The following is a 25,769-nucleotide window of genomic DNA, read 5'->3' on the forward strand; positions in this document are numbered from 1 at the left end:
GGCATGAAAGTCGTCGTCATGGGGGCCGGTGTCATCGGCGTCACCACGGCCTGGTATCTCGCCAAGGGCGGGGCCGAGATGACGGTGCTCGACCGCCAGTTGGGACCGGGGCTGGAAACCAGCTACGCCAACGCGGGCGAACTGAGTTACGGCATGACCTCGCCCTGGGCCGCGCCGGGTATCCCGATGAAAGCGGTGAAATGGCTGTTCATGAAACGCCGCCCGCTGTTCATCTGGCCGCTGATCAGCCCGACGATGTGGCTGTGGGGTCTGAACATGATCCGCAACTGCAATGACGAGGCCTACCGCGTCAACAAGGGCCGGATGGTGCGGATCTCGAACTATTCGCGCGACGTGATGCCAGACCTGATCGCCGAAACCGGCATCGAATACGACGGACGCGCGCAGGGCACGTTGCAGCTGTTCCGCACCGCCAAGCAGATGAAGGGCTCGAAGGCGGATCAGGAGATCTTGGCCGAATACGACAGCCCCTACGAAGTGCTGGGCCGCGACGCGTGCATCGCCGTGGAACCGGCGCTGGCCGAGGTGCGCAGCAAATTCGTCGGTGGGCTGCGCCTGACCGCCGACCGCACCGGCGATTGCCGGTTGTTCACCATGGCGCTGGCCGAGAAATGCGCCGAGCTGGGGGTCGAGTTCCAGTACGGCCAGTCGATCAAAGGCATCGCCATCGAAAACGGCCGGGTCGCGGGCGTGGATACCGAGGTTGCCGGGCGTATCACCGGCGACGCCTATGTGTGCGCCTTGGGTAGCTTTGGGCCGAAGGTGCTCAACCCCATCGGGGTCAAGCTGCCGGTCTACCCGGTCAAGGGCTACTCGGTCACCCTGCCGGTCACCGATGACGCCTTTGCGCCGCAGTCAACGATCATGGACGAGACGCACAAGGTGGCGATCACCCGGCTGGGCGACCGTATCCGCGTGGCGGGCACGGCGGAAATTGCCGGCTATTCCAGCCGCTTGGGGCCACATGCCACCGATACGGTGCGCCATGTGATCAGCGATCTGTTCCCCAAGGGCGGCGATCTGAGCAAGGCCGAGGGTTGGACGGGCCTGCGCCCGATGACCCCCGATGGCACGCCGGTTCTGGGGCCATCGCGGTATGACAACCTGTTCCTCAACACCGGTCATGGCACGCTGGGCTGGACGATGGCCTGCGGCTCGGGCCGGGCGGTGGCGGATGTGGTGCTGGGCAAGACGCCGGACATCTCGTTCGACGGGCTGACCGCCGAGCGCTACGCGCGCTGACGGGCGCGGGCCGGGTTGCCGCAGCGGCACCCCCGCGCAAAGCGTTTGCCTTGGGCCGGGCCAGCCCCTAGCCTTCGCTCATTGCTTGTTCTGGGAGGGTCAGGCCATGACGACGCACATCCACAAACGCACCTGCAACATCTGCGAGGCCATGTGCGGCCTGATCATCACCCATGAAACGGACAAGGTTCTGTCGATCAAGGGCGACCCTGACGATCCTTTGTCCGAAGGCTTCCTGTGCCCCAAGGCCGTCGCCCTGCAGGATTTCCGCACCGATCCCGACCGCATCACCCGACCCCGGCTCAAGGAAAACGGCCAGTGGCGCGATATTGGCTGGGAGGAGGCATTCGAGATCGCCGCCACCCGCCTGCGCGCCGTTCAGGCGGCGCATGGGGCGGATGCGGTGGGGGTGTATCTGGGCAATCCCAACGCGCATAAGTTCGGCAACCTGATGACCATCCCGCCGCTGGTGCGCGCCTTGGGCACGACCAACCGCTATTCCTCGGCCACGGCGGATCAGATCCCGCATCACGTCGCCTCGATCCACATGATGGGTCACCCGATGCTGATCCCGATCCCCGACATCGACCGCACCGATATGATCGTGATCATCGGCGCCAATCCGGTGATCTCGAACGGCTCGCTGATGACCGCGCCGGGCTATGGCAAGCGGCTGGATGGGCTGCGGATGCGTGGTGGGCGCGCCGTGGTGATCGACCCGCGCCGGACCGAGACGGCCGAGCGCGCGGGGGAGCATCACTTCATCAGACCCGAGACCGACGCTTTCCTGATGATCGCCCTGATCCGGGAGATTCTGGCGACCGGGGCCGAGGATCTGGGCCATCTGGCCCCGATCATCGTGGGGCTGGAGGCGCTGCGCGTCGCGGTTGAGCCGTTCACCGCCGAGATGGCCGCCGAGCGCACAGGCATCCCCGCGCCGGTCATCCGCGATCTGGCCCGCGACTTCGCCGCCGCCAAGCGCGCGGTCTGCTATGCGCGGATGGGCGCCTCGACCCAAAGCTTCGGCAGCCTGTGCCAGTGGGCATCCAATGTGCTCAACCTGATCACCGGGAATTTCGACACCATCGGCGGCGCGATGTTCACCACGCCCGCTGTCGATTACGTGGCGATGACCAGCCGCAAGGGCCGCACCCGCAGCTACCCCGAGAAACGCTCGCGCGTTTCCGGCCTGCCGCTTTACAACGGCGAGTTCCCGGTGTCAGTCATGGCCGAAGAGATGGAAACCCCCGGCGCGGGCCAGATCCGCGCGCTGGTGGCGATTGCGGGCAACCCCGTGCTGACCGCACCTAATGGCCGACGGATCGGCAAGGCGCTGGAAAAGCTCGACTTCATGGTCGCCATCGACATCCACCACAACGCCACGACCGAACATGCCGACCTGATCCTGCCCGGCACCGTGGCGCTGGAAGAGCCGGTCTATGACATGGTGTTCCACAGCTTTGCCGTGCGCAACACGGCGGGCTATGCGCACGGGATTTTCCCGCCGCCGCATGGCAATCCGACGGAATCCGAGATCCTCCGCCGTCTGACCGCCGCCCTGACCGGGGCGAATGAGCTGGGACCGGACCCCGAGGCGCTGCTGGCGCATTTCCTTGCAACGGGTCCGCATGGAGGGACGGTCAGTGTGGAAAGGCTGCTGGAAACGCCCGGCTGCGTAGACCTTGGGCCGCTGACCCCGAATGTGGCCGAGCGGTTGGAGACGCCGGACGAGCGTATCCACCTCGCCCCGCGGGCGTTCCTTGATGACCTGCCGCGCCTGCTGGCCTTCGCCCCTGGCTCGGACGCCGCGCATCCCTTCGTGATGATCGGCCGCCGCCAGACCCGCAGCCACAACAGCTGGACGCAGAACAGCCCGCGCCTGGTCAAGGGCCGCAACCGCTGCACGGTGCAGATCCACCCCGACGATGCCATGAAGCTGGGCATTGCCGACGAGACGGCGGTGGTGGTGTCGTCGCGCACCGGCCAGCTGACCCTGAACGCCGAGATCACCGACGCGATGGCCCCTGGTGTCGTCTCGATCCCACAAGGATGGGGGCAATCGGGCACAGGGCTGAGCGTCGCGGGAGCCTTGGGCACCGTGTCGATCAACGACCTGACCGACGATGCCCGCGTCGATCCGATCAGCGGCAACGCGGCCTTTAACGGTGTGCCTGTCGCCCTGCGCGCGGCGGGGTGATCAGGCGGCGGGGGCGGTGACGCGGGCCAGTCGCGCGCCCACCACCTCGGCCAGTGTCTCACCGACCAGCCGGGCGGCGCGGGGCAGCATGCGGCGGGCGTCGACGACAACGCCGATCGACTGCGGTTTCAGCGCGGCGTCAGTCAGGCGGATAAAGCTTAGCTCGCCCGCCTCGATCTCGGCCAGCGTGTCCAACTGGGATGAGATCGCCATCAACCGCCCCTGCCTGACCACCTGCTTGAGCAATTGCAGTGAATTGGTCACCAGCGCCGGTTCCACCGGGTCAAACAGCCAGCCATAGCGCCGGTCCAGATACTCGCGCGACGGCAGCACCCGGCTTTGCGCGGCGATGGGGTACTGGGCGGCGTCCTTGAGCGCAATGCTGGCCTGCCCCCAGAGCGGATGCCCTGCCCCCACCACGCAGCCAAAGGGCAAGGGTGCGGACCACAGGACGTGCCGGGTGCGGTCATTGGGCAGATTGAACGCGATGGCCAGATCAATCGTGCCGTTGTCCAGCTCTTGCGCGGCTTGCTTGGGGGTCATGATGTCGATGGCCAGATGGATACGCGGATGATCCTGCGCCATCCGGTCGATCAACACCGGCAGGATCGAGTTGGCCAGACTGTCCATCGCCGCCAGCCGCACCGTGCCATGCTGCAGGCCGCGCATCTCGCGCAGTTCGGCTTCCAGACGGTCCTCATCCGCCCGCCAGCGCCGCGCCATCAGGATGACGCTTTCCCCCGCCGTGGTCAGACGCATGCCGCGCGGGTGACGCTCGAACAGCGGGGCGCCACAGGCTTCCTCAAGGGTGATGATCTGCCGGTCGATGGCCGAGGCGGCGATGCCCAGCGCGCGTGACGCGGCCTGAACCGAGCCCATGCGCGCCACGGTTTCGAGATAGTGCAGCGAGCGGGGCAGCAGGTGCAGGGGCATAGTGCGTTCTCTTTTTGCGTATGCAGCGTGACCTTGATTGAAATAGAGAGCAATGGTTTTCTTGGCTAGGGTTTGCGCAACCAAGGAACAGACCCGATGCCCGACACCACTGGCCCCCGCCTGTCAATCGATGCCCTGAACCGGGCGGATACCGCGCAAGCGCTTGAAATGCTTGCCCCGGTGATCGAGCGGTCGCCCTGGCTGGCCGAGCGGATCGTAACCCGGCGGCCCTTTGCCGACCGGGCGGCACTGGGTGCGGCGCTCAACGCCGCAATCCTGGGGTTGAACGAGCCCGAGTCCCTGCGCTTGCTGCGTGCGCATCCCGAACTGGCGCCCAGCGCGCCTGACGAGATGACCGAAGCCTCGCAGCGCGAACAGGGCCGCCTGAGCCTCGCGCGGCCCTCGGCGGCGTTTGCGATCCGGCTGGCAGACCTGAACCGCCTCTACAATACGCGCTTCGGCTTTCCTTTCATCATCGCGCTGCACGCGGTTTCGGACATGGACGCCGTAATTGCCCAGTTCGAGGGCAGACTGAAAAACACCCCCCACGAAGAACGCGCCCGCGCGCTGGGTGAAGTTGTGTCGGTCGTCCTCGCGCGGTTGGCTCGACTCTCAGAGGCCGGGCCTGCCGCCAGTATCGCGGTGACACCATGACCCGACTCGCGACCCCCGACGAGAGAGGCTGGGCGATGAAAGACTTCCTGCTGCGTTTGCGCCGGTCTGATGACACCGCGCGCCTGCCGCATGCGTGGCTTGGCGCACTGGGCGGCATCGCGCTGCTGGCGCTGAGCCTGATCTTTGTCATTGGCGGGCTGCGGCTGGGCGTCGGCTCGCCGCGCCGTCTGGGAACCGGGGCGTTCCCGGTGCTGACCGGCTTTGCGCTGGGGGCGCTGTCGGTGGCGGTGATCGCGATGGATCTGCGCGACACGTCGGATGCCGAGCGGCCCGACTGGATCTCGTTCGCGGCCATCGGCGCGGCGCTCGCGGTCTTTGCCGTGACGGTCGAACGTGTGGGTCTGGTGCCCAGCGTGTTGCTGACCGTGTTCACGGCCAGCCTACCCGATCCCAGCCTGCGCCTGACGGGCAAGCTGCTGCTGGGGCTGGTCGTCGCTCTGGGCTGCTGGGGGCTTTTCATCGGCATCCTCGACCTGCCGTTCCGCGCGTTCAAGGGGTTCTGAGCTATGGATATTCTCACCGGCTTTGGTCACGGGCTGATGGTGGCAATGCAGCCTGAGAACCTGCTTTACTGCTTTATCGGCGTGTTTCTGGGCACGTTTATCGGCGTGCTGCCGGGCATCGGCTCGATGGCGGCGATCTCGATGATCCTGCCACTGACCTTCTATCTGGAGCCGACCTCGGCGCTGGTGATGATCGCGGGGGTGTATTACGGCGCGGAATATGGCGGTTCTATCGCCTCAATCCTGATGAACATTCCGGGCACGCCGTCCTCGTCCATCACCTGCATCGACGGCTACCCGATGGCGCGGGAAGGCCGCGCCGGGATTGCGCTCTTCACCAGCGCGATTGCCTCGTTTGGCGGCGGGATGATCGGCATGGTGGTCATGGCGGTGCTGGCACCGGGGTTGGCCGCGCTGGCGCTCAATTTTGGCCCGACCGAGTATTTCGCGGTGATCCTGCTGGGGCTGGTGGCAGCCTCAGCGGTCTCCAACGGCAGCCCCATTAAAGGCATCGCCATGGTCGTCGCCGGGCTGATGCTGGGCACCATCGGCGTGGACATCACCACCGGGGCCGAGCGTTTCACCATGGGCGTGCCGGAGCTGCGCGACGGGGTCAGTCTGGTGATCGTGGCGATGGGGCTGTTTGGTGTGGGTGAGCTGATCGTGTCGATCCGCGCCAATGCCAGCGGGGCGCATCAGACCGACATCGACTATAAGAAATTCTACCCCAGCCGCGCTGAATGCAAGGCGATATTCGGCCCGATCCTGCGCGGCGGGGCGATTGGCAGCTTCTTTGGCGCGCTGCCGGGCACCGGGCAGACCGTGGCGTCGGCAGTGGCTTATGCGGTTGAGAAGAAAGTCTCGCGCAACCGCGACATGTTCGGCAAAGGCGCCATCGAGGGCGTCGCGGTGCCTGAATCCGCCAACAACTCGGCCACGCAGACCGCCTTTATCCCCACCCTGACGCTGGGCGTGCCCGGCAGTGCCAGCATGGCGCTGGTCATCGGCGCGCTGATGATCCACGGCATCGTGCCGGGGCCCCGTCTGCTGGTGGACCACGCCGATCTGTTCTGGGGTCTGGTCGCCAGCTTTCTGATCGGCAACCTGTTGCTCCTCGTCCTCAACATCCCGCTGATCGGGTTGTGGGTCCGCCTGCTGCAGATCCCCTACCGCTATATGTACCCCACGATCATCGTGCTGATCTGCATGGGGATCTATTCGCTCAACAACAATGTCTTCGACATCTGGCTGACGCTGATCTTCGGCTATGCGGGCTACCTCATGCGGCTCTTTCGTTTCGAGCCCGCGCCGCTGCTGATCGGCTTCGTGCTGGGCCCGATGATGGAGGAACAGCTGCGCCGCGCCATGCTGCTCTCACGCGGCGATGCGACCGTGTTCCTGACCCGCCCGATCAGCGGAACCCTGATCATCGTTACCATCCTGTTGCTGGTTTACAGCATCGTCTCGGCCCTGCGCGCCAAAGCGCGCAGCCGTGCGGCGTTGCGCGTGTCCTGATCCCCCCCTTCCCCCTCTCTGAAAGGCTGCCACCGATGAAATCCCGTCTCCTCACTGCCCTCACGCTCAGCGCCTCGCTGCTGGCCTCGACCGCCGCTTATGCCGATGCCGGCGCCTGGAGCGACGCGCCCGTGCGCATCGTCGTCACCTTCCCGCCGGGCGGCACCAGCGACCTGATCGCACGTATTCTGGCGCAGTATCTGGAAAGCGAATACGGCCAGCGCGCCGTGGTCGACAACCGCCCCGGCGCAGGCGGCACGGTCGCCGCCGACTATGTCGCGCAGCAGGCCCCCGATGGCACGACGCTGATCCTGGGCAACAACGCGCCCTTCACCATCGCACCGACGCAGTTCGAAAGCCTGCCCTATGACCCGCTGACCAGCTTTACGCATATCGCCTATCTGGGTGCCTCGACGCCCGCGCTCTTCGTGCAGCCGTCGATGGGCATCACCACGCTCGATCAGTTCATCGAGCGCGCCAATGCCGAGGGCATCACCTATGGCTCGTCCGGTGTCGGCTCGATCACGCATATCCTCGGTCAGGCCGTCGATCAGGCGCTGGGGATCGAGACGATCCACGTCCCCTATCAGGGCAGCGCCCCCGCCATTCAGGACTTCCGCGCCGGGGTGCTGGAAAGCTACTATGACATGCTCGCCCAGAACCGCGATCTGATCACCGAGGGTGAGACCCTGCCCATCGCGCTGGCCTCGCCCACCCGCTCGCCGCTGTTCCCCGAAATCCCGACGTTCCGAGAACTGGGCTATGACGTCGTGGTCGAAAACTGGACCGGCCTGAGCGGCCCGGCGGGCATGGACCCGGCGATGGTGGAGACGATCCACGACACGATCGAGGAAATCATGGGGATGCAGCCGGTCATCGACCAGCTGGCACAATGGGGCATCACCCATACCGTGATGACCTCGGACGAGTTCACCGGCTTTGTCGGCACCACCATCGAGGTCTGGCGCCCGCTCATCGAAGCCGCCAACGTGAACGGCAACTGATGATCGGCGACGGTCTGCGCGCACAGGGGGGTCTGCTCCCTGTGCGTTTTTTGCTCAACACCTTCTATTCCGGCCCGCAGGCGTGGTTCTTCCTTGCTGCGGACAATGGCTATTTCACGGATGAGGGGCTTGAGGTCAGCTTCACCGAGGGCACCTCGCTCGCCCGTGCGGTGGGTGACATGGTTACCGGCGGGTTTGACGCAGGATACGGCGATCTCAATGAGCTGGTGCGCCTGCAGGCAGCGGAGCAGGAAACCCCCATCGCCGTCATGGCGATCCACAACCGCCCGCCCTATTCCATCGCCGTGGATGCGGCGGGGCCGATCAAAGCCCCTGCCGATCTGGCGGGCGCGCGGCTGGTCTCGCACCCTCAAGACGCCGCGTGGTTGCTGTTTCCTGAGTTCTGCCGGGCGACCGGGCTGGACCCGGACAGCGTGAGCGTCACCTTCTCGGACGCGCCACACACAAGGATGGTGCCGCAGATGTTGGCCGGGCAGTGGGACGGCATCTTTGGCTTTGTGAACACCCTGAACGCGCAAGGGATCGAGGCCGGGGTCGACGTGGCCACAGCCCTGCATCACCTGACATGGATCGACCACGCGCCTGCGTTTTACGGCGGCGCGTTGATGGTCAGCCGGCCATTTCGCGCGGCCCATCCGCAGGCGGTCGCAGGCCTGTGCCGCGCGATCAGCCGGGGGCTGGCGGATACCGTGGCCGACATCGACGCGGCCATCGACGCCGTCGCCCGGCGCAATCCGGCGCTGGACCGCGCGGCGAACCGCGCGCGGCTGATCGGCACGCTGGCGCTGGAAATGGGCGATGCGGCCGCGCAAGCGGGCCTGGGCGATGTCGACGACGACCGACTGCGCGAGATCGCAAAATTGATTGCCGAGGCAAAGGATTATCCTCTACAGCCGGAACCAACTGCGGTATTCGATCGTTTCTTTTTGCCCTCGATGGAAAACCGCGCCCGGATGTTGGGCTAGGAGAGACCTTTGAAGATCATCGCTTTTTTCGTCGGAACGCTGCATGACAACGGCTTCAACAGCCGTGCTTTGGCAGGGGCCGAGCGCGCCCGTGCCCTGCCCGGTGCGCAGATCGAGATCGTCAGCGGCGTGCCCTTCGATCTGGCGGATATGCTCGAAGCGCTGAACTTTGCCGCCGCCGAGTCGGACGGCGTGGTGTTCATCGGCGGTCAGGGCAACCAGATCACGCCGCAGATCGCCAGCCTCTACCCCGACCGCCGCTTCGCTATCGTTCAAGGCGAGGTCACAGCGACCAATCTGGCCAGCTATGACGTGCTGCAGGAACAATCGGCGTTTCTGGCCGGGTGTCTGGCGGCGCGGATGACCAGGACCGGCACCGTCGCGCATCTGTCGGGCCACCGGGTCACGCCGGGCCTGAAAGGGCGCGCGGCGTTCGTCGCGGGCGTCAGGCACCTGGCGCCAGAGATGCCTGTGCTCACCGGCTTTTGCGGCTCGCAGGATGACAGCACGGTGACCGAGAGCTGGGCACGCGCGCAGGCCTCGGCGGGGGCGGGTGTGTTGTTCACCATGCTCAACGCCGCGCGCGACGGGGCGAGTGACGCCTGCCGCGCCTCGGGCATGCGGCAGATCGGCAATGCGACCGACTGGTGCGCGGTGGACCCGGCGGTGTTCGTCGGCTCTGCCGTGGCGCAGATAGATCTGGGCGTCGAGCAGGCGATTGCCGACATGCTGGCGGGCCGCGTTCCGGCGGAGGTCGTGCCTCTGGGTCTGGCGCAAGGGGCTGTCTCGCTGACCCTCGCCCCCGATGTCCCCGCGGCGGTGGCCGAGGAGATGGCGCAGATCGCCACCCGGATCGCCGAGGGCACCATACCGGTGCCGACCCGCTACACCGGCCCCGAGTTCACGCTTTAACCAAAGCTACAGCGACACCACCACGTAGTCATCCCGCACCGCCACGTCAAAAACGTCGATGGTATAGGGCCCCTCGGCCAGCGTTTCGCCGGGTTTCACCTGCACGTCAAAGGTGCGCACTTTCAGCCGCGTCGGATCACAATAGGACTTGCCGGTCTTCAGATCGAACTCCCACCCGTGCCACGGGCAGCGCACCAGCTCGCCCTCGCGTTCCAGCCGGTAGTTGCCCGGCCCATCAGCGCGCACCACGCCGGTGACGCGGCCAAGGCACAGTGAGGCCCCTTCATGTGGGCAGCGGTCACCGATGGCGGACAACGTGCCCGCGACGTTGAAGATGGCAATCGCGCGCCCGTTGATCGAGACGCGTTTTGAGGCACCGGCCGGGACTTCATCCAGCCGGCAGACGACGTGGTCCGTCATGCAGTCACTCCTAAAGGGTCGGTCAGGTCAGGCCGAAAACACCGACCGCGTTGTCATGCATCAGCTTCGCGCGGTCCTCAGGCGGCAGCGGGACGCGGAAGGCGAAATCGGGGTGATCGAAATCCCAATGCGGGTAGTCGGTTGAGAAGAGCAGCCGGTCCACCCCCACCCAGTCGATCAGGTCACTGAGCTGGCTCGAACGCGTCGGTTCCTCGACCGGTTGGGTGGTCAGCCAGATGTGATCGCGCACATACTCGGCCGGGCGGCGCTTGAGGTCGGGCACCTCGCCGCGATAGCGGTCAAACTCACGCTCCATCCGCCAGACGGTCGGTGGCAGCCACGCGAAGCCGCCCTCGACCAGAACCACCTTCAGCTTGGGGAAGGCATCGAACACGCCCGAGAAAATCAGGCTGACCAGCGTGTGCTGTGCGGCGTGCGAGAACGCAAAATGTTCCTCGATATAGAACGAGGTCCAGCCCGCCCCGGTATTCGCCCGCGCCCCGAAGGCCGCCGAGTGCAGGCTGATCGGCAGGCCCAGCGCCTGCGCCGCCTCATAGATTGGCCAATAGCGGCGATGACCGGCAGGCTCGGCGGTGCGCGGCGTGACCGAAATCTGCACGAAGCGCTTGTCCTTGGCGCGCGCCTCGATCTCACGCAAGGCGGCGGGCGCGTCTTCCTGCATCACCGCGATCGAGCCTTTGAGGCGCGGATCGGGGTCCATCCAGCGCTCGATCTGCCAGTCATTGGTGCCCGCGCACAGCGCCTCGCCCAGCGCATGGTTCAGCACCCCATGCCCGCCGCTGAGCGGTTGCAGGATGCCGTGGGTGATGTTGAGCGGATCGAGCAATTGCTCTTGCAGAAACGCCAGATCCGAGGCCGGAGGCCCCCCGACCGGCGGATAGCTGTCTTGCCGCATCCCATGCGCCAGACGCGGATAAGGCAGCGCGCCGATCAGGGGTGACGGCGAGTGCAATCCGAAATCGGCAACATGGCGCTGCCAGCGTAGCGGCAGGTACGAGGCCATCTCGTCGGGTGAGCGATAGGCCGGATGAATGTCGCAATCCACCACGGGCTGCTGTGTGCGCGCCGGGGGCGTGGCGCCGGTCAGATCCTTGGTAAACGTGTCAGACATCGGACAGCTCCAGTCTGGGATAGGTGGCAAGGGCATGGGCACCGCGCACCGCACCGTGCAGCGCATCGGGCAGACCATGGGGCATCCCGTCGCCTGAATGGCGGTGGGGGAAATCGCTGGACCACAGCAGCATCGACGGGTCGGGCAGCTGGTCCAGCACCTTGGCGGCGGAAACGCTGTCGAGCGGGCCGTCGAAGGGCTGGGTGGTCAAGCGGAAATGGCGGGCGATGATGTCATAGGGCGGCTCTTCCAGCCACGGCACCTCGATCCGCGCGCCCTTCCAGTCCTTGGACATGCGCCACATGAGACCGGGCAGCCACGAAATCCCGCTCTCCATCAGCACGACGCGCAGGTCGGGGATGGTCTGGAACACACCCTCGGCCACCAGACTGGCGACCTGACTGGCGTAGGTCTGTGGATGCAGCGACACCTCTTCGACGCGGGTGGCCAGAAAGCCCGATTGCGTCGGTGCGTGGCGGTTGGTGCCGCCGGGATGCAGGCCCAGCGCAAAGCCATGCGCGGCGGCGGCCTTGTAGATCGGCCAGTATTCGCGCCGTCCGAGCGGCTTCTCGCCGCCCAGCACCGCAAGGATCTGCACAAAGCGCTTGTCCTGCGCCAGACGCTCGATCTCATCCACCGCGGCCTCGGGGTTCTGGAACGGCACCAGCGCCGAGGCGCGCAATCGCGGATCGCGGTCCAGCCAGTCGGCGGCGAGCCAGCGGTTCGTCGCCTCGCACAGCGCCGTTGACAGGTACGGGTCATAGGCCGCCTGCGCGCCCGACAGCACGTTCAGGATCGCGGCATCCAGCGCCAGCGGGTCCAGATGCGCCCGCGCCAGCCCGGCGGCATCGGCCACGTCGGCCGGGTCTTTGGGCCGGAACGGCAGGGTCGAGACCGGATAGGTCATCAGCTCTTGCCGGTCGATGTTGCGATAGTCGAACATCTGCGCCCAGTAACGCGGCGCATGTGGGGCCAGATCGGCCATGCGCGGCAGACGCGGATGCACGTCGCAGTCGATGCGCCACAGCCGCGATGGCGCGTCCGGCGGCGTCAGGGTGTCGTTAGTCATCAGGGTTTCCCTTCAGCTCAGGAAGAACGGCGGCAGGAAGGGAACGTGCAGCATGCGGTGATAGACCACATACAGGAACGTCCCTACGGCGGCGGCGTAGATCAGTGCCGTGAGCAGCGTGAACCGCCCCCAGGCCAGCAAATAGAGCGCAGTGAAGCCGACCATCGCTGCGGCAAGACCCACAACAGGGGCCATGGCGACGGCCAGCGCGAACATGGCAAACACGGCCAGTTCCCTTGCATGGCGGTGCCAGAACCCGCGCAGCGTGTCGCCCCCGTCCACCGGCACATAGCGGTTCAGCGCGCGAACATCGGCAACGACGATGCACAGCGCGGTCAGCGCCCCAACCGAGGCTATCGCCATCGGGAACACGCGGCTCAGAAAGCTCCACTCGGTCGCTTGCAGATAGGCCCAGACGAACAGCGCCACGCTTCCCAGTGCCAGCCCCAGCGACAGGGTCAGGCTGCCCTTGCTGCGTTCGCTCAGCTCGATCTGGAAATCGTTGCGGCGCTTGGCGATGGTGCGGGACGCCGCGAAGAACACACCGACCAGCAGCAGGCCAAGGATGATGATCGTCGGCCGGGCCAGCACCTCGCCCCAAGTATACGCCTGTGCGGTGATCGCCAGCGAGTTCTCCATCACCGGCCCCAGCACGAAGCCCAGGATCAGCGGCGGGCGCGGCCATCCGGCGGCGCGCAGCGCAAAGCCCGCGAAACCGATGCACAGCAGGGCAATCAGCGTGCGGATGTCAGGCTGGCCAATGAACGAGCCCATGACCAGAAACACGAACACCGCAGGCACCACCAGATTGCCGTTGATGAAGGCGGCGCGCGAGACCTGCTTGGACCACAGCATCAAGGCCACCGCGCCGACGATATTGGCGAGGATCACGCTCCACACCATGCTGAAGGTCAGCGACAGGTTTTCGTTCAACATGGCCGGACCGGGGACCAGCCCATGAATGGTCATTGCCCCCATCATGATCGCCATCGCGCCGCTGCCGGGGATGCCGAAGGACAGCGTCGGGATCAGCGAGCCGCCGAGGGTGGCGTTGTTCGCGGCCTCGGGCGCGATCACGCCGCGCACGTCGCCTTTGCCGAACTGGCTGCGGTCGTCCTTGGCGCTTTGCACCGCATGGCCATAGGCCAGCCAGTCCACCACGGAAGCACCAAGCCCCGGCAACATACCGATATAGGTGCCCATGACCGAACAGCGCAGCGCCAGCCAGCGATGGGCGAAGGCGGCGCGCACCCCGGCCATCAGGCTGTCGCCCTCGGATTGCGCATAGTTGCGGGTGGCGAGGGATTTGCCGGATGTCGCCAGCTGCATCATCTCGGGGATGCCGAAGAGGCCGATCACCACCGGCACCAGCGGCAGCCCGTCGATCAGGAACATCGAGTTGAACCAGTAGCGCGGCTCGGAACTGGCCACCGGATAGCCGATCTGCGAGATCAACAGGCCCAGCGCCCCGGCGCAGATGCCCTTGCCGATGGCATTGCCACTGACGCCGCCGACCATCACCAGACCGATCAGCGACAGCACGAAGAACTCGGGCGCGCCGAAGGTCAGCACCAGCCATGTCATGATCGGCAAGCTCAGCGCCAGCGCCAGCCCGCCGATCACCCCGCCGATCGCCGACACGGTGAAGGCCGCGCCAAAGGCGGTCAGCACCCTGCCCTGCTTGGCCATCTGGTGCCCGTCGATCACCGTCGCCTGTGAGGCGATGGTGCCCGGAATGCCCAGCATGACCGAGCTGATTGTGTCCGAGGTCGTCGAGACCGCCAGCGCCCCCAGAAGCAGCGCAAAGGCCGCCGCCGGTTCCATGCCGAAGGTGAACGGCAGCACAAGGATCATCGCGGTGACACCGCCCAGACCCGGTATCGCGCCAAACCACAGGCCCAGCAGCACGCCGCCCATCAGATACAGAAACGTCGTGCCCTGCAGCACAAGGCCGAGGCCCGCGAAGAATTGTTCCATGACTTCCCTCGACACCGAGGCGGGACCGGGCGCGCGTCAGCGCCCGGTCCGCGCCGGGTCAGTGCTCCATCGCCGCGATGTAGTCGCGCATCAGCTGGCGCATGTCTTCGGGCGTGGCCGCGATCTCGTCCACAATGGCCTGCACGTCCTCATAGTAGGAAATCTGTGGCACCTGCCCCAGAACGCGCTCGGCCTCGGCCAGGAAGGTCGGGTCTTGCGTGGCGGCGGCGAAGCTTTCGCGCAGCATTTGCAGATGCTCCTCGGGCGTACCCGGAGGGGCGACGACCAGCCAGTTGATCGGATCAGTCACCCGTCCGTGGTACTGGATCATGTCCCAGATCGGGCCTGAAGGTGCCTCGCCGCGCACCCGGGTGTACCAGACGTCGAACGGCTCGACCCCGTCGATCAGCGGATCGACCGCCAGCCCGGTGCCGTCCTCATTGGGGCCAGTGAAATAGAAGATCGGTACGTCGGTGCCGTCTGCAATCGGCCCCGGCACCAGCGTGCGGTTATAATAGACACCGGTCACCGGGAACCCGTCGATCTCGCCGCGCTGGCGGGCGGCTTCCAGCGGCGTGTCGCCGGCAAAACCGGACACGAAGGTATAATCCACCCCCAGCATATCCATCACCCCCGCCGTGCGGATCGAGGCCGCCGAGCGCGCCGAGAACCCGCCGAAGGTGAAATGCTCAACCGATGGCAGATCGTCGCCGGTGGACAGGCCGATCTCGGGATTGACCGAAGCGTGCAGCACGAAGGTCGCACCCCCCGCCCCGCCGATCAGGCCAAAGTCCTGAAACGCGATCTGGCGATCCTCGGGGTCCAGAATGCGGGTCGAGCCCTGCCATGCCAGCCAGCCCAGCGTGCGCCCGTCGGGCCGCGCGTTCATCACCTGCAGGATGCCCCGCGACAGCGCGCCACCCTCGACCGATTGCACGATGATCGTCGGCTCGCCCGCCATGGTATGCGTCCAGGCATCCGCGACCAGCTGCGCGGTCAGTCCCGTCGAGCCGCCGGGCGAGGCGTTGTGCACGATGGTCACGGTGCGCCCCTCAAGGTCGATCACCTGCGCCAGCGCCGGGTTGGCGGCACTCAGCGCAAGCGCGGCGGCGGCGCCGAAAAGCGCGGCCTGTGTGGTCTTCAAAAGCATGGTCGTCCCTCCCTGATTGTCATTGTTGTGGTCGTATCGCGCACCCGAAACCACGCCCCTCCCGGTGCGGAATCGGATGATAAGTCTTTGTTTATTTTACCTATTGCCCTGCGTCATCGCGGCTGTTCTGATGGCGGTCACCCCAGTTTGACCAAGGACATGCCATGCCCCGCCCTTCCGTTTCCCTGCCCCTGCACGGCGGCTGCGCCTGTGGCGCGCTGCGCTATACGCTGACCAGTGCGCCGCTGGCGCTGTTCGCCTGCCATTGCAGCCTGTGCCAGCGCCAGTCGGGCAGCGCCTTTGGCCTGTCGATGCGCGTGACCCGCGCCGACCTGCATCTTGAGGGCCCGACACAAACCCGCCTGCGCGACACCGACCGGGGCACGAAATCCGAGATGGTCTGCTGCCCCGACTGCGGCGGGCGCATTTTCAACGCGCGGCCCGGCACGGCGCTGTGCCATTTGCGCGGCGGCACGCTGGACGACACCAGCTGGCTGCGCCCCTCGGCGCATATCTGGACCAGCAGCGCGCAACCCTGGGTCAGTTTCGGCGCCGAGACGCTGATCTATGACGGACAGCCCGACGACCTGCAGCCGATCGTCAGCCTGTGGCAAGAGCGCTTCGCGCCGGTCTTTGCCTGACCCCTGCCCGCTCGCGCTGATCGACGCTAAGATCGTCACGCCATCCTCCCTTGTTCCCGGGGTGGATGGTCGCGCCATGTATACAAAAAGACAAACGCGAAGAATGGGATAATATATGAGCAAGATGCATCAATCGCCCGTCAGGGCTGTTGATGATCACGGGTGAGCGGCGGAATTCTCGCGCTCGGCCAAGCCCTTCAGATGCGTCTCGATGCTTGCCATCAAAACCTGCGAGGCTTTGGACAGCGGCATATCGGGCCGGGTCATGAAGCAGACCTGCCGGGTCACTTCCGGTCCTGTAACCGGCAGTTTGCGCAGCTCGCGATACCCCGGCTGGTACTGCTCGAACGCAGGCAGCAAGGTCACGCCCAGCCCCTGCTTGACGAAGCTCACGGCGGTCGAGATCGTCTCGACCTCATAGTCCCAGTACGGCTGGTGCGCCGACATGCGCAGCGCCTGATTGATCACCGTATTGCCGATCAGGCGGTGATCTTTCAACTCGTCCCAGCTGACCGATGTGTGCCCGGCCAGCGGGTGGTCGACCCGGCAGACAGCGACGAAACGCTCGGTAACGATGGGTTTGAAGTCCAGCTCGTAATGCGTGCCCATGCGCACAGCCAGGCCAAATTCCACTTCTCCGCCATTGACTTGCGCGGCGATGACGCGGGCATAGCCGTCGTGAACCCGCACCCGGACCTGCGGCATTTGCTCGGCATAGGCGGTGAGCACCTCGGCCAGCACCGAGGTTGCCAGCGACGGGATGCAGCCCAGCGTCACCTCTTGCCGGCGCAGCTCTCCCAGCTGTTTGAGTTCGCTCATCGCCTTTTCCAGATCGACGATGGCGCGGCGCGCGCGTGGCAGCAGCGCCAGCCCTTCGTGGGTCAGCGCCAGCTTGCGCGTGGTGCGCACGAACAGCGACAGGCCCAGATCGGCCTCGATCTTGGCGATGCGGTGGCTGAGCGCCGTTTGCGACAGGTTCAGCGCCTTGGCAGCGGCCTGAAACGAGCCGTGATCGGCAATGGCGATGAACGCCTGCAACCCCAGAACGTCAACGCGCATGGGTGTTTCCTCCTGACCCCAAGGGGTAAACGCTTTGCCCCCTGCGGCGCAAGCATCAGCACAACCTGTGGCGGTCGGAATGTCGACATTGACACGGCCGATGCACTGCCCGACGCGCTGATTGGCCGCGTGCGGCGCTCTCACTGCACTCTTGCCAGCCCGCCATGCGTGGGAAAGGATCATGCAACACCGAAAGGCGCGCCCATGAGTTTTCTCTGCACCCTCCCGCTCGCTGCCACGCTCTTTACCCTGTGTGCCCCGCCGTCGCCCTTTGCCACCGGCTATGTCGAGGGGGTCTATACACTGGTCGCCCCGGTGCAGGTCGCGCAGGTCGATCAAGTGCTGGTGGTGCGCGGCGACCGGGTCGAAGCGGGGGCGTTGCTGGTGCAGATGGAGACCCGAGACGCCGAGATCGCGCTGGCGCTGGCCGAGGCCAATCTGGCAGGCGCACAGGCGACGCAGAGCAATCTTGCTCAGGGCGCGCGGCCCGAGGAGCTGAACGTGATCGAGGCCAACCTCGCCTCGGCTCAGGCCCAGCGCGACGAGGCATTGCGGCGCAGCGGACGCTTTACCAGTCTGGCGGAACGCGGTGTCGCGACGGATGCGCAGCTTGAGGACGCCCAGACAAGCGTTGAGGTGGCCGAGGCGGCAGTCGCCCAGATCGAGGCGCAACTGGCCGTCGCCCGCCTGCCCGCCCGACCGCAGGCCATCGCGCAAGCGGATGCGAGTGTGCGCGCGGCGGAAGCTTCGCGCGATCAGGCGCGGTGGGCGTTGGAGCAGCGGCAGCTCACCCTGCCGCAGCCGGTCACCGTGGTCGACGTGATCCGCCAGCCCGGAGAGATCGCCGGGCCGTCAGCCCCGGTGCTGTCGGTCCTTGGCGACGGCGCGGTCAAGCTGCGGCTTTATGTGCCCGAGGAATCCTTTGCCCGCATCGCGGTCGGCGATCTGCTGGACGTCCATTGCGACGGCTGCGCCGCCGACGCGCAGGCGCGCATCACCTATATTTCGGACGGACCCGAATTTACCCCGCCGGTGATCTACTCGCTGCAAAACCGTCAGACGCTGGTCTATCTGGTCGAGGCAGCGCCAACCGAGGGCAGCACCCTCAGCCCCGGCCAGATCGTCGATGTCGCGCTGCCGGGTGCGTCGGAATGAGCGACCCTGCGATCAGCGTGACCGGCCTGACCAAGCGGTTCGGCACGCGCACGGTCGTGGATGATGTGACGCTTGAAGTCGCCAAGGGCGAGATCCTGGGGTTTCTGGGCCCCAACGGCTCGGGCAAGACGACGACGATCCGCATGATGTGCGGGTTGCTGGAGCCTGATGAGGGCAAGGGTCAGGTGCTGGGCCTCGACATCCTGCGCCAGCGCAACGCGATCAAGCGGCGTGTGGGGTATATGACGCAGAAATTCTCGTTCTACGAGGATCTGACGATTGAAGAAAACCTGCGCTTTGTGGCCGGTCTCTACGGGATGAAACCCGCGCGCGCGGTGGTGCGCGATACGCTGGCCGATCTGGGGCTGACCACGCGCAAGGGGCAGCTGGCCGGGTCACTGTCTGGCGGCTGGAAACAGCGGCTGGCGCTGGCGGCTTGCGTGATGCACAAGCCCGATTTGTTGATGCTGGACGAGCCGACGGCGGGCGTCGACCCCAAGGCACGGCGGGAATTCTGGGACGAAATTCACCGGCTGGCGGTGGGCGGTCTGACCGTGCTGGTCTCAACGCATTACATGGACGAGGCCGAGCGCTGCCACCGCATCGCCTATATCAGCTATGGCAAGCTGATCGCGCAGGGCACGGTGGGCGAGGTCGTGCGCGATGCGGCGTTGACCACGATGGTGCTGACCGGGCCGCGCGTGGCCGAGGCGGCGCAGCAATTGCGCGGGGCCTCGGGAGTGGATCAGGTCGCCCCGTTCGGCAATACGCTGCATGTGGTGGGCCGCGATGGTGCCGCACTGCGCGCGACGGTGGCCATTGTGGCCGAAGCCACGGGCTGCCGGGCGGAGGCATCCGAGACCTCGCTGGAAGACGTGTTCATCCAGCTGATGGGCCAAGCCACGGATAACATGGCATGAGGCGGCTTTTCTCCCCCACCCGCCTGCGCGCGCTGCTGGTCAAGGAGAGCATCCAGATGCGCCGCGACCGGCTGACTTTTGCGATGATGCTGGCGGTGCCGCTGGTGCAACTGCTGCTGTTTGGCTTCGCGATCAACACCGACCCGCGCGAATTGCCCGCAGCCCTGGTGGCCCCGACGCAGGACCGTTTCACCCGTTCGATGGTCTCGGCGCTGGAGCTGACGGGGTATTACCGCTTCATCGCCCCCGACGCGACGGCGGACGCGGCCGAGCGGATGATCGCGCGCGGGGATGTGTCCTTCGTGGTGACGGTGCCGTCAGATTTCGGCCGCCGGATCGAGCGCGGCGACCCGGCACAGATCCTGATCGAGGCGGACGCAACCGACCCGTCCGTGGCCTCGGGCGCGATCTCGACGCTGTCCACGGTCGCCGCCTCGGCGCTGGCGCGCGAGGCGGGGGTGACCCCGCCGCAACCCGCCGTAGAGATCGTCGTGCACCGGCGCTATAACCCCGAAGGCATCACGCAATACAACATCGTCCCGGCGCTGCTGGGGGTGATCTTGCAACTGACCATGGTGATGATGACCTCGATGGCGCTGACCCGTGAGACCGAGCGCGGCACGATGGAGAACCTGCTGTCGATGCCCGCGACGCCGCTGGAGATCATGCTGGGTAAGGTGCTGCCCTATCTGGTCGTCGGTGCGGTGCAGGTGGTTGTCGTGCTACTGGCAGCAAGGGTGATCTTTGGCGTGCCGCTGATCGGCTCGCTGGCGCTGATCCTGGGCGGCGTGCTGCTGTTCGTGCTGGCGCTGGTGATCCTCGGCTATGTCATTTCGACCGTGTCGCGCACCCAGATGCAGGCGATGCAGGTGACGTTTTTCTTTTTTCTGCCGTCGCTGATGCTGTCGGGCTTCATGTTCCCCTATCGCGGGATGCCGCAGTGGGCGCAGTGGCTGGGCGAGATCTTTCCGCTGACGCATTTCCTGCGGCTGATCCGGTCGGTGATGCTGAAGGGCGCGGATGCGGCGACAGTGGCGGATTCGCTGGCGGCGCTGACGGCGTTTGTGCTGGTCTTTGCGCTGATGGCGCTGTTGCGGTTCCGGCGGACTCTGGATTGACCGGGCAGATCGGGGGGGCTGCTCGCCCCCCCGAGCCCCCCTCGCCAAAGGGGGCCCACGGGCCCCCTTTGGAAACCCCCGTGGATATTTAGGGACAGATGATGCGGCGCTTATTCGTCGTCGCGCCCTTCGGGCAGATCGCCGTCATGGGTTTCGGCAAGCCGGTCGACAAGACGGTACAGCACATCGAAGAACACCGCGCGCTCTTGCGGGGTGATGCCGGTGAACCAGTCGGCATGGCGCAGGCGCGTCGCTTCCTGTACCGCGCGGGCGCAGCGCGTCCCCTCTGCGGTTAAGGTTAACAAGTTGGCGCGTCGGTCCGTGGCGCTGCGTTCGCGCGTCAGGAAACCGCGGGTTTCGAGCCGTTGCACCACCCGCGTCACGGCGGATTTCTTGAGCACCAGCGATGCGGCAAGATCGTTCTGGGTCACACCGGGATTGGCGTCCAGCACCGCCAGCACCCCGATATCCCCCGCCTCGAGGGCGAAATCGTGGCGCAGACCTTCGCCTTGCGGGCGCAGCAGATAGCGCAGGCTGCGGGTGAGAAACGGCAGATCCTCGGCCAGCCATCCGGCGCAGATGACGGCGCCGGATTTGAACCGGAACGCGCGGTCTTCCTGAGGGGCGGGCTGGACGGGATCACTCATCACGCCAACCTGCCCGGCGCGCGAGGCCAAGGCAAGGGGCCGCAGCTCGACACGCTTGACCGGCGCCTCATTTAGTTCATAAAATAAACTTTACCGGCCTTCGGAGGAACCGTGAGCGCTTCAGTTCTGCTATTTGGTCACGGCGTGCCCCTGTCGGACCCGGTGCTCGCCGGACTGGCCGTGCGCGATATAACCCGGCTTTTTCAGGAACCCGCCCCCGGCAGCCGCATCGACGCGCTGCTCGAACCCTTCCTCGACCCCTATGTTCGCGGCTTCCTGCTGGGGATGGAAGCGCGGGCCTTCGATGAGGCCGCCGCGATTGTCGTCTGGCGACAGGGAGCCGGGGCGCTGCATGCCTATCGCTATGCCACGGAACTGCGACGGCAAGGCCTGCTGCCAGCGGGGCCGCCCCTGCATCTTTGGAACCGCGCTGTCAGCGCAGGCCCGGCGGCGCAGGTCTTTGACGCGCGGCAGGATGCGCAACTCACACAGGCGCTGGCGCGTTTGCCGCGCGAGACACCGGTCGACCGCGCCGGACCTCTGGCCGTGCTTGAGGCGATGCAGGCCGCAGCGCAGATCACCGGCGGCGAGGCGTTCCGGCGGCGGTTGCGCGCGCGGGCCTGCGGCGAGCCAGTAAGCACCGCGCCGGTTCAAGCGCCTGCGAGCGACCGTACTGCCGGCCCCCGTTTCGCTTTGGCCGGCGCCCCCCTCGGCGGACGCGAGTTGCACGCATGGCTGGACCGGCAGGGGGCACTGGTTCTTGACCTGCAGGGGCCGGATGCGCCGCGCGATGATGTCGGCGACCTGCTCACACGGCGCAGGGTCTCGGTGCTGGTCTGGCAGGTCGACCCGAACGACGATCTGCATGGTTGGCGCAAACCCGCGCTCTTGCGGCTCTGTGCCAAGATGGGGATCCGGTTTGTCGACCTTGGCTTCCTCTCTCCCTGGCCCCAACGCCCTGATTTACCGAAAGTTCTGCGATGACACGCGCTCTGGATTGTACCGCCGAGGCCGCCGCCTATCAGCGCGACTGGGCCAAGGGTTTGCGCGCGCGGCTGGCAGCGGGTGAGCCCTATGCCTTTGCCAATGCCGATACGCCGATGGAGGTGTTTCATGCACTGGGGATGCCGGTGGTGGTCAACCAGTGGTGGTCTTCGGTCATCGCGGCCAAGAAGCTGAGCGCAGCGCATCTGGCCGCGTCCGAGGCCGCCGGGTTTCACGGGCGGCTGGCCAAATACTCGGCCCTTCCGCTCTTTGCGGCGATGGATGGCCGGCCCGAGATGCAGCCGTGGGGCGGCCTGCCTGCTCCGGGTTTGCTCTGCGCGCGGGCCAGTGCCGATGACCACCCGCTGATCTTTGCCGAATGGGCGCGCCTGACCGGCGCTCCGCTGCGCATTCTCAGCGCGCCGGGGCATCCCGACCCGGCACCCGACTGGTGGGACATGTTGCGTGACGGATGGGAAAAAGGCACCGGCGGCGACCGGCTGGACCTGATGGTGGCCGAGATCGAGGATCTGACCGCGCTGGCCGAGGAGGTAGCCGGGCGGCGCACGCCGGACGGCGCGCTGGCGGGGTTGATGGCGCGGATTGACCGGCAGGAACGCCTGTTCGACGAGGCCGCGCAGATGATCGCCGAAGCGCCGCGCTGCCCGATCCGCATCTCGGAAATGATCCCCAACGTGATGATCCCGCAATGGCACCGCGGCAGCGACTGGGCGCTGGCCCATGCCGAGCGGTTCCGCGACGCGGTGGCGGCGCGCATCGCCGAGGGGGCAGCGGTGGTTGAGGACGAGCAGGTCCGCATGATGTGGATAGGCGCGGGACTGTGGTTCGACACTGGATTTTATCAGGCGTTCGAAGCGCTTGGCGCCGTGTTCGCGTGGTCGATGTACCTTCCCTTTGCGGCTGACGGCTATCTGCGCACCGATCATGGTGATCCGATGCGCGCGCTGGCCGCGCGGGTCATCGACCTGAACGAACACCTGCACCAGCCCCCCTGGGCCGGTGCATGGCACGTCAAGGAAGCACTACGTGCGCGGATTGATCTGGCGGTGATCATCGTGCCGGAAAGCGACCGGCCCTCGGGCTATGGCACACGGTTCATCGCGCGGGCGCTGGAGCAAGCCGGGGTCAAAACCGTGACAATCGAGGCCGATATGGTCGATGCACGGGCGTGGGATGGCGACAAAGCGCGGGCGTTGGTGATGGATGGGATCGAGCGGGCGCGAAAAGAGCGTTGACAGACTCTCAATTAGTTCATTGAATGAACTACAAGGGAGGGCCATTCATGGCACAACGCGCGTTGACCGGACTCAGGGTCGCGGATTTCAGCCATGTCGTGGCCGGTCCGCTGGCCACGCATTTTCTGGCCCTCAACGGTGCCGAGGTGGTCAAAATCGAGCCGCCGCGCGGCGATGCCCTGCGCAATTACACGTTGGACCCGGCGCAGCGCGGCATGGCCCCGGCCTTTGGCGGGATCAACATCGGCAAGACCTCGGTCGTGCTGGATCTCAAGACCGAAGAGGGCCGCGCTAAGGCCGAAGCCATCATCGCGCAAAGCGATGTGGTGGTCGAGAATTTCCGTCCCGGCGTGATGGCCCGTCTCGGTCTGGGGCCTGCCGAAATGCGGGCGAAATATCCGCATCTGATCTGGTGCGCGGTGTCGGGCTTTGGCCAGTCCGGGCCGATGGCCGATGTCGCGGCGATGGATCAGATCATCCAGAGCCTGTCAGGCGTCATGCAGCTGAGCGGCCTGCCCGGCGATCCCGCCCTGCGCATCGGCTTTCCGCTGGTCGACACCTTCACCGGGCTGCTTGCCGCCTTTGCCATCCAGACGGCGCTGCTGCAGCGCGAGCGCGGGCTTGTGGCGGGGCAAGAGATTGACGTAGCGATGCTGGATGCGGCGCTGGTCATGCTGCTGTCGGTGGTCAACCCGCTGCTGATGACCGGCGAGGAACCCCTGCGCACCGGCAACCGGGGCTTCAGCCGCGCGCCGACCTCGGACACTTTCGCCTGCGCTGACGGCGAGATCACCATCGGCGCGGTCGAGGACTGGCATGTCGCCAAGCTGCTTGCTGTGCTGGGGCTGGCCGATCTGCTGGACGATCCCGCCTATGCCACCCGAACCGCCCGTGCCGCCCATGCCGACGCGCTTGCCGCGAGGCTGGCGGCGGCGCTGGCGACCCAGCCCGCAGCGCACTGGGAGGATGCGTTGCGGGCTGTCGGTGTCCCCGCCGCGCGGGTGCAGGATGTGGGCCAAGCCGTGGCCATGCCGCATCTCGCCCAGCGCGATCTGTTTCTGACGCTGCCTGCCCCAGATGGCGGTACGCAGCGCGTTCTGAACGCCGGGTTCCGGTTCCGCGAGGGCGGACCGGGCACCGACCGGCCTGCCCCCGTTCTGGGGGCTGGCTGACGACTTCATCGCAATCCACTGGGAGGAGGATTCACCATGACTAAGCTTTTCAAACTGAGCGGCGCTCTGACCGCCGCACTGATGATCGCCTCGGGCGCGCAGGCGCTTGAGTTGCGGCTGTCGGTGGAAACCCCGCCGGGCCATGTGCGCAATCAGGCGGCCGAGCATTGGGCGGCGGCGATTGCCGAGCTGTCGGGCGGCGACATCACGGTCGAGGTGTTCCCGGCCGGTCAGCTCTATAACTCGGCCGATGCGATCCGGGCACTGGCCTCGGGCGCGCTGGATCTGTCAATTCAGGCCAGCCCGACGCTGAGCCGGCTTGAGCCGAACCTGAGCGTGATCACCCTGCCGATGTTCTTTGGCGCCACCCGCGATGACATCCGCGCGGTGCTGGATGGCCCGCTGGGGGCCGAGCTGTGGGGCATGGTCGCCCAGCGCGGTATCGTGGTGCCCGAAGGCGGGCATTTCGAATTCGCCCCCAACAACACCGCCTACACCACCGAACCCGCGGCCAGCTATGAGGATCTGGCGGGCCGCACCGTCGCCACCCCGCCCAGCCCGGTCGTGGTGCAGATCATGAGCGCGATGGGCATCAACGGCGTAGCCACCCCGCGCACCGAGATCGTACTGCAACTGACGCAGGGCCAGATTCAGGGGCTGGGGTCGGTCACCGATCTGACCATCTCAGGCGGGCGTCTGTGGGAGGCGGGCATTCGCTATGCCTTCAACGATAACGCGGGCTGGGGGGTCTATATCCCCCTCGTCTCGGCCCGCACGCTGGACGCCATGACCGAAGAACAGCGCGGCGTGATCAATCAGGCATGGGCGCAGGTCGTCGGCTGGGCGCGTGACGCCTCGGCCGAAGAGCTGGAGCATGCCCGCGCCACGAATGAGGAAAACGGCATCACCTATGCCGATCCGTCCGACGAGATGATCGCTGCGATGCGCACGCAGATGATGGATCTTCAGCCCGCGATCGTCGACGCCTCAGGGATGAACGCCGATTTCGTTGGTCGCGTCGCGGCAGCGTTGCACAGCCAGTGACACGTCGGTCAGGCGGCCGCCCCGCCTGACCACCCTT

Annotated in this window: 24 protein-coding genes; 16 read left to right on the forward strand and 8 right to left on the reverse strand. The window is 66.3% G+C overall.

All coding sequences use genetic code 11. The features are described from left to right. The first annotated feature begins 3 nt into the window (after nucleotides 1–3). Both EAE28_RS01750 and EAE28_RS01755 read left to right on the forward strand, forming a co-directional pair. The gene (locus tag EAE28_RS01750; RefSeq protein ID WP_127104098.1) at nucleotides 4–1,263 is read left to right on the forward strand and encodes a D-amino acid dehydrogenase; all 1,260 of its coding nucleotides are present in this window, start codon (nucleotides 4–6) and stop codon (nucleotides 1,261–1,263) included. Nucleotides 1,264–1,369: 106 nt separating this feature from the next. Then, nucleotides 1,370–3,460: a molybdopterin oxidoreductase family protein gene (locus tag EAE28_RS01755; RefSeq protein ID WP_127104099.1), complete on the forward strand. Its 2,091-nt coding sequence runs from the start codon at nucleotides 1,370–1,372 to the stop codon at nucleotides 3,458–3,460. Here EAE28_RS01755 and EAE28_RS01760 read toward each other — a convergent pair whose 3' ends face one another. Further along, nucleotides 3,461–4,393, reverse strand: coding sequence for a LysR family transcriptional regulator (locus EAE28_RS01760; protein WP_127104100.1), 933 nt, complete (start codon nucleotides 4,391–4,393; stop codon nucleotides 3,461–3,463). Between the two features lie 96 nt (nucleotides 4,394–4,489). Between EAE28_RS01760 and uraD the strand changes: the two genes are divergently transcribed. The 6 genes from uraD to EAE28_RS01790 are packed head-to-tail and all read left to right on the forward strand — an operon-like array spanning nucleotide 4,490 to nucleotide 9,988. Next, the gene (gene uraD / locus EAE28_RS01765; protein ID WP_127104101.1) at nucleotides 4,490–5,047 is read left to right on the forward strand and encodes a 2-oxo-4-hydroxy-4-carboxy-5-ureidoimidazoline decarboxylase; all 558 of its coding nucleotides are present in this window, start codon (nucleotides 4,490–4,492) and stop codon (nucleotides 5,045–5,047) included. Continuing rightward, the gene (locus tag EAE28_RS01770) at nucleotides 5,044–5,571 is read left to right on the forward strand and encodes a tripartite tricarboxylate transporter TctB family protein (RefSeq protein ID WP_127104102.1); all 528 of its coding nucleotides are present in this window, start codon (nucleotides 5,044–5,046) and stop codon (nucleotides 5,569–5,571) included. The genes uraD and EAE28_RS01770 overlap by 4 nt, the downstream gene beginning before the upstream one ends. 3 nt (nucleotides 5,572–5,574) lie before the next feature. Further along, the gene (locus EAE28_RS01775; RefSeq protein WP_127104103.1) at nucleotides 5,575–7,086 is read left to right on the forward strand and encodes a tripartite tricarboxylate transporter permease; all 1,512 of its coding nucleotides are present in this window, start codon (nucleotides 5,575–5,577) and stop codon (nucleotides 7,084–7,086) included. 35 nt (nucleotides 7,087–7,121) lie between these two features. Next, nucleotides 7,122–8,090: a Bug family tripartite tricarboxylate transporter substrate binding protein gene (locus EAE28_RS01780; protein ID WP_127104104.1), complete on the forward strand. Its 969-nt coding sequence runs from the start codon at nucleotides 7,122–7,124 to the stop codon at nucleotides 8,088–8,090. Next, nucleotides 8,090–9,076, forward strand: a complete 987-nt coding sequence (locus EAE28_RS01785; RefSeq protein ID WP_164736516.1) for an ABC transporter substrate-binding protein — start codon at nucleotides 8,090–8,092, stop codon at nucleotides 9,074–9,076. Before EAE28_RS01780 ends, EAE28_RS01785 begins: the two co-directional genes overlap by 1 nt. Before the next feature lie 9 nt (nucleotides 9,077–9,085). Beyond that, nucleotides 9,086–9,988 carry a BMP family protein gene (locus EAE28_RS01790; protein ID WP_127104106.1) on the forward strand — a complete coding sequence of 301 codons (903 nt, stop codon included), beginning with the start codon at nucleotides 9,086–9,088 and terminating at the stop codon, nucleotides 9,986–9,988. Between the two features lie 6 nt (nucleotides 9,989–9,994). Here EAE28_RS01790 and EAE28_RS01795 read toward each other — a convergent pair whose 3' ends face one another. Genes EAE28_RS01795 through EAE28_RS01815 form a run of 5 tightly spaced genes read right to left on the reverse strand, consistent with a single transcriptional unit; the run spans nucleotide 9,995 to nucleotide 15,736 of the window. Beyond that, nucleotides 9,995–10,408 (reverse strand): Rieske (2Fe-2S) protein, encoded by a 414-nt coding sequence (locus EAE28_RS01795; RefSeq protein WP_127104107.1) that lies wholly within the window; start codon nucleotides 10,406–10,408, stop codon nucleotides 9,995–9,997. A 22-nt stretch (nucleotides 10,409–10,430) separates the two neighbouring features. Then, on the reverse strand, nucleotides 10,431–11,540 hold the full coding sequence (locus EAE28_RS01800; protein WP_127104108.1) for an amidohydrolase family protein: 1,110 nt from the start codon (nucleotides 11,538–11,540) through the stop codon (nucleotides 10,431–10,433). Beyond that, complete coding sequence (locus tag EAE28_RS01805; RefSeq protein WP_127104109.1) at nucleotides 11,533–12,609, reverse strand: amidohydrolase family protein; 1,077 nt, start codon at nucleotides 12,607–12,609, stop codon at nucleotides 11,533–11,535. The genes EAE28_RS01800 and EAE28_RS01805 overlap by 8 nt, the downstream gene beginning before the upstream one ends. Before the next feature lie 12 nt (nucleotides 12,610–12,621). Further along, nucleotides 12,622–14,586 carry a tripartite tricarboxylate transporter permease gene (locus EAE28_RS01810; protein ID WP_127104110.1) on the reverse strand — a complete coding sequence of 655 codons (1,965 nt, stop codon included), beginning with the start codon at nucleotides 14,584–14,586 and terminating at the stop codon, nucleotides 12,622–12,624. Nucleotides 14,587–14,644: 58 nt separating this feature from the next. Next, entirely contained in the window at nucleotides 14,645–15,736 is a 1,092-nt protein-coding gene (locus EAE28_RS01815) for a type 2 periplasmic-binding domain-containing protein (RefSeq protein ID WP_127104111.1), read from the reverse strand. 164 nt (nucleotides 15,737–15,900) lie between these two features. Between EAE28_RS01815 and EAE28_RS01820 the strand changes: the two genes are divergently transcribed. Next, nucleotides 15,901–16,377, forward strand: a complete 477-nt coding sequence (locus tag EAE28_RS01820; RefSeq protein ID WP_127104112.1) for a GFA family protein — start codon at nucleotides 15,901–15,903, stop codon at nucleotides 16,375–16,377. 156 nt (nucleotides 16,378–16,533) lie between these two features. On the opposite strand, the gene EAE28_RS01825 is transcribed toward EAE28_RS01820, so the two are convergent. Next, nucleotides 16,534–17,436 carry a LysR family transcriptional regulator gene (locus EAE28_RS01825; protein WP_164736517.1) on the reverse strand — a complete coding sequence of 301 codons (903 nt, stop codon included), beginning with the start codon at nucleotides 17,434–17,436 and terminating at the stop codon, nucleotides 16,534–16,536. Between the two features lie 204 nt (nucleotides 17,437–17,640). Here EAE28_RS01825 and EAE28_RS01830 point away from each other — a divergent pair, with 204 nt between their 5' ends. Genes EAE28_RS01830 through EAE28_RS01840 form a run of 3 tightly spaced genes read left to right on the forward strand, consistent with a single transcriptional unit; the run spans nucleotide 17,641 to nucleotide 20,629 of the window. Beyond that, a complete protein-coding gene (locus tag EAE28_RS01830) occupies nucleotides 17,641–18,591 on the forward strand; it encodes an HlyD family secretion protein (protein WP_127104114.1) in 951 nt (316 codons plus the stop codon). Further along, complete coding sequence (locus EAE28_RS01835; protein WP_127104115.1) at nucleotides 18,588–19,511, forward strand: ABC transporter ATP-binding protein; 924 nt, start codon at nucleotides 18,588–18,590, stop codon at nucleotides 19,509–19,511. Before EAE28_RS01830 ends, EAE28_RS01835 begins: the two co-directional genes overlap by 4 nt. Continuing rightward, the gene (locus tag EAE28_RS01840) at nucleotides 19,508–20,629 is read left to right on the forward strand and encodes an ABC transporter permease (RefSeq protein ID WP_127104116.1); all 1,122 of its coding nucleotides are present in this window, start codon (nucleotides 19,508–19,510) and stop codon (nucleotides 20,627–20,629) included. The genes EAE28_RS01835 and EAE28_RS01840 overlap by 4 nt, the downstream gene beginning before the upstream one ends. Before the next feature lie 110 nt (nucleotides 20,630–20,739). Here the strand turns inward: EAE28_RS01840 and EAE28_RS01845 are convergent, their stop codons facing one another. Beyond that, on the reverse strand, nucleotides 20,740–21,276 hold the full coding sequence (locus tag EAE28_RS01845) for a MarR family winged helix-turn-helix transcriptional regulator (protein ID WP_127104117.1): 537 nt from the start codon (nucleotides 21,274–21,276) through the stop codon (nucleotides 20,740–20,742). Between the two features lie 111 nt (nucleotides 21,277–21,387). Here EAE28_RS01845 and EAE28_RS01850 point away from each other — a divergent pair, with 111 nt between their 5' ends. From EAE28_RS01850 to dctP, 4 genes are read left to right on the forward strand one after another with little or no spacing between them, the layout of a single operon-like run. Further along, complete coding sequence (locus EAE28_RS01850; RefSeq protein ID WP_127104118.1) at nucleotides 21,388–22,260, forward strand: hypothetical protein; 873 nt, start codon at nucleotides 21,388–21,390, stop codon at nucleotides 22,258–22,260. Further along, nucleotides 22,257–23,516, forward strand: coding sequence for a 2-hydroxyacyl-CoA dehydratase family protein (locus EAE28_RS01855; protein WP_127104119.1), 1,260 nt, complete (start codon nucleotides 22,257–22,259; stop codon nucleotides 23,514–23,516). The genes EAE28_RS01850 and EAE28_RS01855 overlap by 4 nt, the downstream gene beginning before the upstream one ends. A 47-nt stretch (nucleotides 23,517–23,563) precedes the next feature. Next, nucleotides 23,564–24,688 carry a CaiB/BaiF CoA transferase family protein gene (locus EAE28_RS01860; protein ID WP_127104120.1) on the forward strand — a complete coding sequence of 375 codons (1,125 nt, stop codon included), beginning with the start codon at nucleotides 23,564–23,566 and terminating at the stop codon, nucleotides 24,686–24,688. A gap of 36 nt (nucleotides 24,689–24,724) precedes the next feature. Continuing rightward, nucleotides 24,725–25,732 (forward strand): TRAP transporter substrate-binding protein DctP, encoded by a 1,008-nt coding sequence (dctP, locus tag EAE28_RS01865; protein ID WP_246022209.1) that lies wholly within the window; start codon nucleotides 24,725–24,727, stop codon nucleotides 25,730–25,732. The last annotated feature ends 37 nt before the right edge of the window (nucleotides 25,733–25,769 follow it).

It is taken from the genome of Pararhodobacter zhoushanensis (assembly GCF_003990445.1).
GTDB classification, from domain to species: Bacteria; Pseudomonadota; Alphaproteobacteria; order Rhodobacterales; family Rhodobacteraceae; genus Pararhodobacter; species Pararhodobacter zhoushanensis.